Genomic DNA, 11,913 nt, shown 5'->3' with positions numbered 1-11,913 from the left:
CAAAACACAAATGCCATATTTACAGCGCAATCGAACGCTTTAAAAAGGCAAAGACTTTCAAAGGGACGAGTCACCCTTTCCAGACCATTTTCGGGGCTAAACATGCAAAATCCTGTCGGCAAAACCCTTCGTGTGATCGGCGCTACTGCCGCCATGAGCCTGGCCCTGCTGGCCGTTGGTTGCAGCAAGACCAGTTCGACCGGCACGGTCGCCGCTGATGAAATGTCGATGGGCCAGACCACCGCCCCGGTCACTGTCATCGAATACGCATCGGTCGCCTGTCCGATCTGCGGCCACGTCAATGAAACCGTCATGCCGGCATTCAAGGCCAAATACGTCGATACCGGCAAGGTGCGTTACGTTTATCGCCCGATGATGACCGGCAATCCGGCCGTCGCCGCCGCCGGTCACCTGCTGGCCGAATGCGCTGGCAAGGATAAGTATTTCAAGGTTATCGATCAGGTCATGCGCTCCCAGCAAGCGATGGGCGGCGAAGAAACCGGTTACGCCAATGCCCGCCCGGTGCTGTTCAGCATCGGCCAGTCGCTCGGCATGTCGGAAGAAGCCTTTAATAAGTGCATCACGGATGAAAAAGGCCTGACCCGCCTGAACGACCTGAACCAGACATACATGACCAGGGATGGCGTTAACGGCACCCCGACCTTCCTGATCAACGGCAAGAAGCTCGACCGCATTCCGTTGAATATCGGCGATTTCGACACAGCCCTGAAACCCCATCTCGGCAAGTAAGCCGCGCCCTTTTCTGAAAGACTTTCCATGATCAGCCTGCGGAAATCTATCGTCGTGTTTGGCGCCCTCATCGGCGCCGGTCTCCTGCTTGCCGGTTGCGGCAAGTCGATCAAGCCGGTCGAAGGCGATATGAGCCTGGGGGCCGGTGAAAACGCCAAGGTCACGCTCATCGAGTACGCCTCGGTCACCTGCGCCCACTGCGCCGAGTTCAACAAGGACGTCATGCCCGAATTGATGGCGAAATACATCACGCCCGGCAAGATCCGTTATGTCTATCGTGAATTCCTGACCGAACCGCGCGATGTCTCGGCCGCCGGCGCCCTGCTGGCGCGCTGTTCCGGCAAGGAAAACTACTTCAAGGTCATCGACGAAATCATGAAGGCGCAAGGCGAGATGTTCGGCGACGGCACCACCACCAATGCCCTGCCGGTGCTCAAGCGCATCGGCGCTTCGGTCGGCATCGACGATAAGGCGTTCAACACCTGCGTCAGCGATGAAAAAGGCCTGACGCGCATTCAGGATAATGTCGATAAGTACCTGAAAGAAGACGACATCACCGGCACGCCGACCTTCTTCATCAATGGCAAGCGGTTCGAGCGTAAGACCGGCACGATCGCCGACTTCGACGAAGCCTTCGCCCCTCTGCTGGCGGGTAAGTAAAACATGATCCGGCGTATTGCGGCTGCTTTCCTGGCCTTGTCTTTCCTCAGTGCGCCGGTCATGGCCCAGGCGGCGGTAAAAATACCGGCGCTGGTCGTGCCGTCCGATCCCGGCCTGCTGCCCGATATGACGCTCGGCAACCCGAACGCGCCGGTCACGGTGGTCGAATATGCCTCGGCCGCCTGTCCGCACTGCGCCGCGTGGAAGACCGAAAACTGGGCCAATTTCCAGTCGAAATACATCGCCAGCGGCAAGGTGCGTTACGTCTTCCGTGAAGTCCTCACCAGTCCGCAGCAGTACGCCCTGTCGGCCTTCCTGATCGGCCGCTGTGCCGTGGCCCACAGCAAGAACCCAACGGATTCCACGCCTTATTTTACCGTCGTCAACGCCTTCTTCGCCGGTCAGGCGGGCTATTTTCAGAGCCAGCAGATCGGCACCGTCATGGCCGATGTCACCGCCAAAACCGGCATGACCACCCCCGCCATGCAGGCCTGCGTGTCCGATGAAACCGGCTTTAGCGCCTTCATGAAGACCATGCGCGCCCATATGGAAAAGGATGGCGTCACCAGCACCCCGACCTTCCTGGTGAACGGCAAGCGCGTCGATGGCCATGAAATGGCTGCTCTCGATGCGGCGATCGCGTCGGCGAAGTAAGCTCATCCACAGGAATTAACCCTTTTCGAAGCAAAGTTTCTTGACGCCCGCCGTTCTGCTATGAAGGTGGAGGAATCATTGTTGCGCGCCAAAAAGGCGAATTGGGTCCATCCTTGCAGTTTCAGAAGATCAAGCTTTCGGGATTCAAGTCCTTCGTCGATGCGACCGAGTTTCGCATCGATCCGGGCCTGACCGGCATTGTCGGGCCGAACGGCTGCGGCAAGTCGAACCTGCTGGAAGCCCTGCGCTGGGTCATGGGCGCCACCTCCGCCAAGGCCATGCGCGGCGCCGGCATGGATGATGTCATCTTCGCCGGTTCGGACAAGCGCCCGTCGCGCAACTGGGCCGAAGTCACGCTCACTATCGACAATTCCGACCGACTGGCGCCGCAGCCCTTTACCGACCAGCCGATCCTCGATGTCGCCCGCCGCATCGACCGCGGTGCCGGCTCATCCTACAAGATCAACGGCAAGGAGGTCCGCGCCCGCGATGTGCAGCTTCTGTTCGCGGACGCCAGTACCGGCGCTAACTCACCGGCGCTCGTTCGGCAGGGTCAGATTTCCGAACTGATCGCCGCCAAGCCGCAGAACCGCCGCCGCGTACTCGAAGAAGCCGGCGGCGTGTCCGGCCTGCATACCCGCCGCCATGAAGCCGAACTGCGGCTTTCCGCGGCCGAATCAAACCTGTCGCGCCTCGACGATATCGCCCGCGAACTGGACTCAGCCCTCTCCCGCCTCAAGCGCGAAGCCCGTCAGGCCGACAAGTACAAGAAGATTTCCGCCGAAATCCGCGCCCTGCAAAAAGCCATCCTGCATGCCAAGTGGCTGGAGGTGCGCGCCCTGCTCGAAGGCGCCGTCACCGACATGCAGGGCCAGAGCCAGCGTGTCGAGACCACCACCCGCGCCGCCGCCGTGGCGCAAACCGTGGCCTTGAAAGCCGCCGAAAGCATCGCCCCCCTGCGTGAGGAAGAGGCCGTCGCCGCCACGGTCAATCACCGGCTCAATGTCGAAAAAGAACGCCTCGACCTGGAAGAAAAGCAGACGCTAAGCGAGATCGAACGCATGAAGGGCGATATCGCGCGCCTGCGCAGTGATTTCCAGCGCGAAGTCGATCTGTCGGCCGATGGCTCGATGCAGGTCGAGCGCCTGCAATCGGGTCTGGCGCGTGTGCAGGAAGAAATCGCCGCCGCCCCGTCGCGTGAACCGGAACTTAAACGCGCCGTCGAGACCGCCGAGGCCGAACGCGTCAAGGCCGATCAGGCGATCGAAGCCATCGCCGCCGAACAGGCCGCCCAGGTCGAGCGCCAGCGGCTGGAGGCCTCACGGCTAGGCGAAGCGAAATCACGTTTTGATCGCCTGAGCCAGCAATTGCAAACCGCGCAGAATGACCGCAAGGCCTTGGGCGCCTTCGATTACAGCGCGCTCGATGGGTTGAAGGCGCAGGCGACCACCGCCCAGACCGATCTGGAAGCCGCTCGTAAAGTGGCCGAGGAACTGGAAACCGCCCGTCCGGCGCTGGCCAATGCCGAGGCCCAGAGTCGCAAGGCCATGCGCGAGATCGAGGACCAGTTGGGCCGCCTGACCGCCGAAGCGCGTGGCCTGTCGCAGATCCTGACGACGGTGCGCAAGGATGGCGCGCCGGTATTGGATGCCGTTCGTCCGGACAAGGGCTATGAACTTGCCCTCGCGGCTGCCTTGGGCGACGACCTCAACCTCAGCCTGTCGAAAAAGGATGTCCAGACCGCCCTGGCCTTCTGGAGCGAGGACTTCGAGAGCAAGGCCAAAAGTATCGACATAGCCGCGCTCGGTGTCGCGCCTCTGAGCGCTTCGGTGAAAGCGCCGGCTGCGTTGTCCCTGCGCCTCTCCACCATCGGCGTGGTGTCGCGTGAAGATGGCGACCGGCTGCAAAGCCAGCTCCCCATCGGGGCGCGCCTGGTCTCCAGAGAAGGCGACCTGTGGCGCTGGGACGGCCTGATCGTCCGCGCCAAGGCGCCGAAGCCGGCCGCCGTCCGATTGGCCCAGCGCACCCGCCACGATGAGCTGGAAACCGAGATCGACGGCCTGAAGCCGAAACTGGAAGAGGCTCGCAAGGCGCAGGCGGCCACAGCCGAGGCCCAGCGCGGCCACGAAGACAATCTGCGCAACGCCCGTAACCGCCTGCCCGATCTGGAACGCACCCTGCGCAATCGCCAGAACGATCTCGAAGGCCGCCTGCGCGCCCAGACGCAATATGAGGCGCGGCTGGAAGCGCTGGAAGCCACCCTCGCCCGCCTGACCACCGAACACGCCGAGGCGAAAACGGCTTATGATGCCGTATTCGCCAGTCAGTCCGGCGCGCTCGATAATGAGGCCATGCGCGCGCGCCTGAATGACGCCCGCGCGCTTGCCGATACCCACCGCCAGGCCGTCATGCGCGCCCGTGCCGAGCTCGATCAGGACGCCCGCGACCGTCAGGCCAGAGAAGGCCGTGAACGCACCCTGACCCGCGAACTGACCGAATGGGCTAGGCGCACACAAGACTCCGGCGCGCGCCTGCTCAAGCTGGAAAAGGATCAGGCGGCGGCGCAGGCCGCGCTCGAAGCCGCGCAATCCGCGCCCCGTGAATTCGAGAGCAAGCGCATCACCCTGGTCGATTCGCTGCAAACAGCCGAAAAGCGCCTGAATGAAGCCCGCGAAAAGCTCAACACCGCCGAATCCGAGCGCCGCGACGCCGATATCAATGTCCGGATGCTCGAACAGGAAGCCTCCGCCGCCCGCGAAGAACGCGCCGGCGCCACCGCCCGCCTCGAAGCCATCCAGGGCAAGGCGGCCGAGATCGAGGCCGTCATCCTCGACCAAACCCAGGGCACGCCCGACGAACTGGGCAAGCGCCTCAAGGAAGAGGCCATCGCCACGCCGGCCGACGCCTCAGGCGCCGAATCGTTGCTGTCGGGCCTGGAGCGGGAACGCGACCAGTTGGGCGCGGTCAACCTGCGTGCCGAGGAGGAGGCCACTGAATACGAAGGCCGGCTCGACACTCTTTCCAAGGAACGCGCCGACCTGACCACCGCCATCGCCAAGCTGCGCGACGGCATTGACGAACTGAATGCCGAAGGCCGCGAACGCCTGCTGGCCGCCTTCGAGATCATCAACGAGCACTTCAAGACCCTGTTCGTCACCCTGTTCGATGGCGGCTCGGCCGAGCTGCGTCTGGTCGAATCGGATGATCCACTCGAAGCCGGCCTCGAAATCTATGCCTGTCCGCCGGGCAAGCGCCTCTCGACCATGAGCCTGATGTCCGGCGGCGAGCAGGCCCTGACCGCTACCGCCCTGATTTTCGGCGTCTTCCTCGCCAATCCGGCGCCGGTCTGCGTGCTCGATGAAGTCGACGCCCCGCTCGATGACGCCAATGTCGACCGCTATTGCCGCCTGCTGGCCGAGATGCGCGAACGCACCAAGACGCGCTTTATCGCCATCACCCACAATCCGGTCACCATGTCGCGCATGAACCGCCTCTTCGGCGTCACCATGTCCGAGCGCGGCGTCTCGCAACTGGTGAGCGTCGATCTGTCGCAGGCGGAAGCCTTGGTCGCTGAACACGTCGCTTGATATTGAAACGCTTACGGCGGGGCGACCTAAGGCTTCCTCATCTTTCTTGAGGGAAGAGACGCGCAAACGTGCGCGGCGGCCATTTTTACTTTTGAACGGATTGTCGCCCTTGCCAAATTTCATGAAGAAATTTGGAAGTGGTGGCTTTGAATGTGAGCTTATTCAGCGATAACGGCAGCTTAGTATTGCAAAGTTCGTCCCCCGCGTTCTTCCCTGCGCCTTTTGCAACGCGGTATAGACCGCCTGCACAGCCTGTCTTGCCCATTATAAACTTTACTAAATTTACGCCTGACAGCGCTGTTTCTTATTTATTTTCAAACAACTCCACTTTGTGCCGCGCAATTGCTTGACCTTTGGGTGTCTCTTGAGTAGGTTCCGCGCCGTTCTTAGCCGGAATAACGATCCCTGTTATTCCGCCTGCCAGGTGCCAAACGTGACAGATGAACCACCCGATAAGTCCTCGGATCAAGACGAACTCAACGATCTTGATAAGCGGCTGAAAGCGATCGAAGCGCGCAAGCGCAAGACGCACGATGTCAGCGGCGAGGTCGGCGCTAATCAGGGCTACCAGGCCCTGGGAGAGCTGCTTGGGGGGATTCTCGGTGGTTTGGGACTCGGCTGGCTCAGCGATGAGTATCTTCACACCAGACCCTTTGGTGTGATAATCGGCGCTGTTCTGGGCATGATTGTGGCGGTCTATGCGATCGCCCGGTCGAGCCGGAATAAATAGGCTAAGTGTTTTGAATTCGCCCGCAAGGGCATGAAATTGTCTAAAGAGGTTTTGGGGCTTATGGCCGATCCGTTACACCAGTTTAAGATTGAGAAGATCGTCGAATTCCCCGCGTTCAATATCGGTGGCGTGCCGGTGGATCTGTCGATCACCAATTCCGTAATGGCCATGATCATCGCCGTCGGTCTTACCTGTCTGTTCTTCCTGGCAACCACGGCCCGCGCCAGCATCATCCCCGGCCGCGGCCAGGTGATGGCCGAAGGCATTTTCGGCCTGATCGACGACATGACCGATTCGATCATCGGCCACGATGGCAAGCAGTTCCTGCCCTATGTCCTGTCACTGTTCCTCTTCATCCTGAGCTGCAACCTGCTCGGCATGTTCACCTATTTCACCGCCACCTCGCAGATCGCCGTCACCCTGACGCTCGCCGCCATGACCATCCTGCTGGTGCTGACCGTCGGCTTCATCCGCAATGGCTTCGGTTTCTTCAAGATGTTCGTGCCGTCCGGCGTGCCCTGGCCGATCCTGATCGTGCTGGTGCCGATCGAAGTCCTGGCCTTCATCATGCGTCCCGTCACCCTGACGCTGCGGTTGTTCGGCAATATGCTCGGCGGCCACATCGTCATGAAGGTCTTCGCCGGCTTCGTCGTTACCGGCCTGACCCTGGGCGGCCTCGGCGCCGCCATCGGCATTCTGTCGATGGGCACCATCGTCGCCCTGACAACCCTTGAATTCCTGGTCGCCTACCTGCAAGCCTTCGTGTTCGCGGTTCTGACCTGCGTTTATCTCAGTGATGTGGTCAATATCGGCCACCACTAGGTTCTTCTTTCAATCTGTTCCTTATCCAAAACTCGGAGTTAAAAACCCCATGGACGTTCAATCCGCAACCCTCATCGCCGGCGGCCTCAAGTACATCGGCGCTGGCCTGGCGACCCTCGGCATGATCGGCGCCGGTATCGGCCTCGGTATCCTGTTCGGCAACTACTATGTCGGCGCCCTGCGCAATCCTTCGGCTGCCAAGACGCAACAGACCAACCTCTTCATCGGCATGGCGCTGACCGAAGCGCTCGGCATCTTCGCCTTCGTTATCGCGCTGCTGATCCTCTTCAACGCGCCCAGCCTGTAATTGAACGCTTGCTTCTGGCGCGGGATCTTCCGTGCCGGTCACAAGTTTTCAGGAATAAAATATGACAACCGCTCCCTCACCAGAGGCCCCTTTATCTGCTGACGACGCCTCCGGCGCTTCGTTCTCGGCAACGCCGAGCGTAACCACGGTTGCGACTCTGGTGCCGGGTCAGGCCGTTGCCGAAACGCATGAGCTTCACGCCGCGACGACCGAAACGGTCGGCACGGAAGAACATCATGACGCCAAGGAAGGCGGCTTGCCGCAGTTGAATACCGACCATTGGGCCGGCCAGATGATCTGGCTCGTGGTCATCTTCCTTGTCTTCCTGCTGCTGATGTCGAAGCTCTTCGTGCCGCGCCTGCGCAAGGTCATCGACACACGCGGCGCCACCATCGCCGAAGATCTGGCCAATGCCCGCGCCAATCGCGACGAGGCCGAGGCCCAGGCGAAGCAGGCCGCCGCTGAAACCGCCGAAGCCCACGCCGCCGCCCGCAAGCTGGCAGCCGAAGCCCTGGCGCGTTCCAATGCCGAAGTCGCCGCAGCTACTGCCGTGGAAGATGAAAAGCTCGGCAAGCGTCTTGGTGAAGCCGAAACGCGTATCCGCGGTCAACGCGACGAGGCCATGCGCCATGTCAGTGAGATCGCTTCGGAAACGGCGTCGCTTCTGGTCGAAAAGCTGACCGGCAAGGCGGCTACCGCCGCCGCGCTCAAATCAGCGCTCGGAAAGGTTTAGGATCATGGAAATGCTTACCGAAGCCGAATTCTGGGTCCGCGCCGCCCTGGTCATCTTCTTCCTCATCCTGTTCGTCGCCAAGGTGCCCGGCAAGATGTGGACCTCGCTGGGTGATACCGGCAAGGCCGTCCGCGCCGAGCTTGATGAGGCCGTCCGCATCCGTCAGGAAGCGACCGACCTGCTCAACAGCATCAAGGCTCAGCGACTGGCCTCCGAAGCCAAGGCCCGTGAACTGATCGCCTTCGCCGAGGAAGAAGCCGTCCGCATGGCCGCCGATGCCCGCGTCAAGCTGGAAGAGACCATCAAGCGTCGTGAGGCCCTGGCCGAACGCAAGATCGCCCAGGCCGAAGCCAACGCTACGGCCGATGTCAAGTCAGCCGCTGCCGATCTGGCCGCGCAACTGGCCGAGCAGGTTCTGCGCGATCAGGTGGCAAAAGCCAAGACCGACACGCAGATCGACAAGGCCATCGGCCAGCTCGAAGGCCGCTTCAACTAAGGTTTGCAGGGACAAGTCCCTGCGCCCGATACATTAGGGAAGAGGCCCAGGACTACGGTTCCGGGCCTTTTTCTATGCGATCGATGGCGGCCTGGTAGACCTGCGGCGTCTGCGGCTTGACGAACAGCGATGTGATCTCCGGATGCTGCTTGCGGATGGCCGCTTCCATATCCGCCACGATGCGCTCAACCTGCATGATCGTCAGTCCGTCATCGAATTCCAGGCTCAGCGCCGCCACCACCTCTGTCGGCGCCATCTGCGTGGTCAATAGGCCATTGACCCGCAAGACGCCCTCCATGCCCTCGGCGATGCCGATAATGCCCTGCTGCATGGCCGGATCGGCGCGCTCACCGATCAGCAGGTCCTTGCTCTCCTTCGCCAGGAAGATGGCCACCGCCGCCAGCACCACGCCGATCAGCAGCGAACCGACACCATCGAAGCGCGGCTCGTGAAAGGTGACGGACGCCCAGGTGGCAGCCAGGGCGATCACAATGCCGATCAGCGCCGCGCTGTCCTCCAGCAGAACCATGAATTTCGGCGGGTCCTTGCTGCGTGTGATCGCCTGCCAATAGCTCAGGTCGCCCTTGGTCGCGTGCAGAGCCTTGGCGGCCACCCACCACGAGCCGCTCTCGAACAGCAGCGACAGGCCGAGCACGATATAGTTGATGACCGGCCGCTGCATCGGCTCCGGATCCTGCAGGTGGACAATACCTTCATAAAACGACACCCCCGCCCCGACCGCGAAGATCAGCAGGGCGACGATAAAGCTCCAGAAGTACAGTTCACGGCCATAGCCGAGCGGATGCGCCTCGTCCGGCTTCCGCCGCGACCGGTGCATCCCGTAAAGCAGCAGCACCTCGTTGCCGGTATCGACGAAGCTGTGGATCGCCTCCGACAGCATGGCGGACGAACCGGTCATGCTGGCGGCAATCGCCTTGGTGATGGCGACCAGGACATTGCCGATCAAAGCGGCAAGCACGACCTTGTTCGATGCCTTGTTTGAGTCTGGCGCCACACATCACCTCCCTGTCCGGAAAGCGGCGTAATCCTGCCGGTATAAGGATTCAATCGGCGGCCTTTCAGGCGCGTCTTGCGCCGGCATTACCCCATAGGGCGATGCTCCAGATGATCACCCCCAGCATCAGGACGTAAATCACCTCAATCAGTGACGGCAACAACACGCCCAAATGCGTCGCGTGGACCCTCTGGTAAGCCATGAAACTGGTCAGGCCTGTGTAAGCCACGCTAAGCAGGCCCGCTACGACAGCGACTCCGCCCAGCGTAGATAACAAACCGGAATGCGCGCCGCTGGTCAGTTTGCGTATAACTGCTGTTATTAAAACAACAAGTCCCGTGGCCATCATAATCATGACCAGAAGTTTGACCACTATGCTTGCGCTTATGAAGACATTCCCTGGCGTCGCATATGCCAAAGTACCCATAATATAGTTCATTTTCCCCTCCCCCTCGCTCCGCTGGAATACGGTAGCATAAGGCAAGGCTAACACGAAAACCCAGAACAGCAAAAAGCTCTCCGGCAGGGCCAGAGAGCTTTCAACTCATTTGCCGGTCTTAGACCGTGCGCGGTTTGCGGAGAAATCGGCGGCGGATGCCCACCAACTGGCCGCGCCCCCTTAAGATCATGCGCTCGAACTTGAGCACCTGCTGCCAGAAGATCGACACCACCTGCGGATTACGGCGCAGCAGTTTGCGCAGCGGCATGATCCAGTTCGGATGACGGCGCTTGAGATGGATAAACTGACGGCGCGCCCAGAAGGCGTTACGCAGGATCAGGATCAGGCCAACGAGAATCAGGAAATAGTGGCCCGGAATGATAATCAGCAGGAAACCGGCGGCGAGGAAAACAAAGCCGAGCGCAATCATAAGCCAGCCAAGCACCTTCTTCGAGAAGCGCTTTGCGGCGCGCTTCACGGAACGCCAAACCCTGGCGTTGGGCTTTACGGAGACCAATGATTTCTGGGGCGCGGGCGCGCCGTTTTCACTCGACATTTTGCTGACTGGACGCCTTGTCTCGTCCTGGTAACTCTGACTCGGAACTCTGGAATTTTGCACCGCAACATCGGCGCGTAAGCCTCATATGGATAGGCATTGGGGCAATGTAAAGGCGTCTGCTGAATATCCGGTGAATGTGGAGAAAATTTAATTTCCCTAGCGGTATTCGGGCATCAGGCAGCGTCTTCAGTGGCGCGTGACTGGCGGTTCCTGAAAATCGATTTCACGCCCTGTTTTACCCCCTGACGGGAGCTTTGCATGAAGCGGAACCGGCGGGGCATCAACCCGCGTTCGACGCGCAAGCCCTGCAACCACACAAGCGAGACCACCTTGGCGCCGGGCCTCAGCATGGCGCGCAGCGGACGCAACCACCGGGGATGCGCCTTGACCTGCTTCATGAACTGACGCTTGATCCACGTCGAACTGCGCAGCAAAAGGATAAGGCCAAATAGCACGAACGGCACGCCGATCGGCCCCGGCAAGGGCGCCAGAACCACGCCGAAGGCCATCAGGACCATGCCGGCCAGACTCATAAACAGTTTCAGCAGAATAGCCATTATCTCTCGTTCGGGCGCAGCCGCGCCAGCCTTGTTCGTGCCATATATTATTCGACCGCATCCTGTGCGGCCTCGACCTCTATATAGGGAGAGTGGGATCAAGAAACGATGCGGCGTCCTGCCACATATCGTCATTTGGCCATCACTTAATATGACAGCAGTTTGCGCGGCTTGTGAGCGGGCGCTTCCGCGGGCGGCGTTTCCGGTTTCGGCCGGGGCCGGCGATTGCGCAGAATCGCCTTCACATCATGCCGGAAGCGATACATGAACCGGCGATTTTTGGGCAGCAGACGGCGCTCCAGCCGCAGGGCGTGCAGCCACATCATGGCGATGACCTTGGCGCCTGGCCGCAGCAGCGCCCGCACCGGCTTGAGCATTTTCGGATGTGCGATGACCAGTTTCATGAAGCGGCGCTTCACCCACATCGAACTACGCAGCAGGACGATCAGGCCAAGCAGGAAGACGGGCACGCCGAAAGGTCCTGGCAGCGGGGTTATCACCACTCCCACGGCCATCAGGACCACGCCGAGTATGGTCATCAGCATTTTCAAGAACACGGTCATAATATGAAGATGGGATGGACCACATAGGAAGTCCATCCCGA

Annotated in this window: 14 protein-coding genes; 9 read left to right on the top strand and 5 right to left on the bottom strand. The window is 60.7% G+C overall.

Translation table 11 applies throughout. The features are described 5' to 3' along the window. Positions 1 to 102 precede the first annotated feature (102 nt). From VL130_RS18155 to VL130_RS18115, 9 genes are all read left to right on the top strand, one after another. Entirely contained in the window at positions 103 to 750 is a 648-nt protein-coding gene (locus tag VL130_RS18155) for a thioredoxin domain-containing protein (protein ID WP_325365184.1), read from the top strand. 27 nt (positions 751 to 777) lie between these two features. Continuing rightward, on the top strand, positions 778 to 1,410 hold the full coding sequence (locus tag VL130_RS18150; protein WP_325365182.1) for a DsbA family protein: 633 nt from the start codon (positions 778 to 780) through the stop codon (positions 1,408 to 1,410). Between the two features lie 3 nt (positions 1,411 to 1,413). Continuing rightward, the gene (locus VL130_RS18145) at positions 1,414 to 2,064 is read left to right on the top strand and encodes a DsbA family protein (RefSeq protein WP_325365180.1); all 651 of its coding nucleotides are present in this window, start codon (positions 1,414 to 1,416) and stop codon (positions 2,062 to 2,064) included. Between the two features lie 113 nt (positions 2,065 to 2,177). Continuing rightward, the gene (gene smc / locus VL130_RS18140; protein ID WP_325365178.1) at positions 2,178 to 5,651 is read left to right on the top strand and encodes a chromosome segregation protein SMC; all 3,474 of its coding nucleotides are present in this window, start codon (positions 2,178 to 2,180) and stop codon (positions 5,649 to 5,651) included. 433 nt (positions 5,652 to 6,084) lie between these two features. Continuing rightward, positions 6,085 to 6,381, top strand: a complete 297-nt coding sequence (locus VL130_RS18135; protein WP_325365176.1) for an AtpZ/AtpI family protein — start codon at positions 6,085 to 6,087, stop codon at positions 6,379 to 6,381. Positions 6,382 to 6,441: 60 nt separating this feature from the next. Further along, the gene (locus tag VL130_RS18130; protein ID WP_325365652.1) at positions 6,442 to 7,203 is read left to right on the top strand and encodes a F0F1 ATP synthase subunit A; all 762 of its coding nucleotides are present in this window, start codon (positions 6,442 to 6,444) and stop codon (positions 7,201 to 7,203) included. 49 nt (positions 7,204 to 7,252) lie between these two features. Next, positions 7,253 to 7,510: a F0F1 ATP synthase subunit C gene (locus VL130_RS18125; protein ID WP_090644350.1), complete on the top strand. Its 258-nt coding sequence runs from the start codon at positions 7,253 to 7,255 to the stop codon at positions 7,508 to 7,510. Positions 7,511 to 7,571: 61 nt separating this feature from the next. After that, positions 7,572 to 8,243, top strand: coding sequence for a hypothetical protein (locus VL130_RS18120; RefSeq protein WP_325365172.1), 672 nt, complete (start codon positions 7,572 to 7,574; stop codon positions 8,241 to 8,243). 4 nt (positions 8,244 to 8,247) lie between these two features. Next, positions 8,248 to 8,739, top strand: a complete 492-nt coding sequence (locus VL130_RS18115; RefSeq protein ID WP_325365170.1) for an ATP F0F1 synthase subunit B — start codon at positions 8,248 to 8,250, stop codon at positions 8,737 to 8,739. Between the two features lie 52 nt (positions 8,740 to 8,791). Here VL130_RS18115 and VL130_RS18110 read toward each other — a convergent pair whose 3' ends face one another. From VL130_RS18110 to VL130_RS18090, 5 genes are all read right to left on the bottom strand, one after another. After that, the gene (locus VL130_RS18110) at positions 8,792 to 9,754 is read right to left on the bottom strand and encodes a cation diffusion facilitator family transporter (RefSeq protein ID WP_325365168.1); all 963 of its coding nucleotides are present in this window, start codon (positions 9,752 to 9,754) and stop codon (positions 8,792 to 8,794) included. 64 nt (positions 9,755 to 9,818) lie between these two features. Further along, the gene (locus VL130_RS18105) at positions 9,819 to 10,193 is read right to left on the bottom strand and encodes a hypothetical protein (protein ID WP_325365166.1); all 375 of its coding nucleotides are present in this window, start codon (positions 10,191 to 10,193) and stop codon (positions 9,819 to 9,821) included. A 118-nt stretch (positions 10,194 to 10,311) separates the two neighbouring features. Further along, positions 10,312 to 10,671 carry a hypothetical protein gene (locus tag VL130_RS18100; protein ID WP_325365164.1) on the bottom strand — a complete coding sequence of 120 codons (360 nt, stop codon included), beginning with the start codon at positions 10,669 to 10,671 and terminating at the stop codon, positions 10,312 to 10,314. Positions 10,672 to 10,925: 254 nt separating this feature from the next. Beyond that, a complete protein-coding gene (locus tag VL130_RS18095) occupies positions 10,926 to 11,309 on the bottom strand; it encodes a hypothetical protein (protein ID WP_325365161.1) in 384 nt (127 codons plus the stop codon). 146 nt (positions 11,310 to 11,455) lie between these two features. Beyond that, on the bottom strand, positions 11,456 to 11,848 hold the full coding sequence (locus tag VL130_RS18090) for a hypothetical protein (RefSeq protein WP_325365159.1): 393 nt from the start codon (positions 11,846 to 11,848) through the stop codon (positions 11,456 to 11,458). Between the last annotated feature and the right edge of the window lie 65 nt (positions 11,849 to 11,913).

Origin of the sequence: Asticcacaulis sp., from assembly GCF_035497195.1 — a bacterium.
In the GTDB taxonomy this organism is placed as follows: domain Bacteria; phylum Pseudomonadota; class Alphaproteobacteria; order Caulobacterales; family Caulobacteraceae; genus Asticcacaulis.
This window is presented reverse-complemented; position numbering and strand designations above follow the sequence as displayed.

What these genes read in the sequence shown, in the direction of transcription:
- VL130_RS18155 (WP_325365184.1), top strand. Translation starts at nt 103, where the DNA reads ATGCAAAATCCTGTCGGCAAAACCCTTCGTGTGATCGGCGCTACTGCC.
- VL130_RS18150 (WP_325365182.1), top strand. Translation starts at nt 778, where the DNA reads ATGATCAGCCTGCGGAAATCTATCGTCGTGTTTGGCGCCCTCATCGGC.
- VL130_RS18145 (WP_325365180.1), top strand. Translation starts at nt 1,414, where the DNA reads ATGATCCGGCGTATTGCGGCTGCTTTCCTGGCCTTGTCTTTCCTCAGT.
- VL130_RS18130 (WP_325365652.1), top strand. Translation starts at nt 6,442, where the DNA reads ATGGCCGATCCGTTACACCAGTTTAAGATTGAGAAGATCGTCGAATTC.
- VL130_RS18125 (WP_090644350.1), top strand. Translation starts at nt 7,253, where the DNA reads ATGGACGTTCAATCCGCAACCCTCATCGCCGGCGGCCTCAAGTACATC.
- VL130_RS18120 (WP_325365172.1), top strand. Translation starts at nt 7,572, where the DNA reads ATGACAACCGCTCCCTCACCAGAGGCCCCTTTATCTGCTGACGACGCC.
- VL130_RS18115 (WP_325365170.1), top strand. Translation starts at nt 8,248, where the DNA reads ATGGAAATGCTTACCGAAGCCGAATTCTGGGTCCGCGCCGCCCTGGTC.
- VL130_RS18105 (WP_325365166.1), bottom strand. Translation starts at nt 10,193, where the DNA reads ATGAACTATATTATGGGTACTTTGGCATATGCGACGCCAGGGAATGTC.
- VL130_RS18095 (WP_325365161.1), bottom strand. Translation starts at nt 11,309, where the DNA reads ATGGCTATTCTGCTGAAACTGTTTATGAGTCTGGCCGGCATGGTCCTG.
- VL130_RS18090 (WP_325365159.1), bottom strand. Translation starts at nt 11,848, where the DNA reads ATGACCATACTCGGCGTGGTCCTGATGGCCGTGGGAGTGGTGATAACC.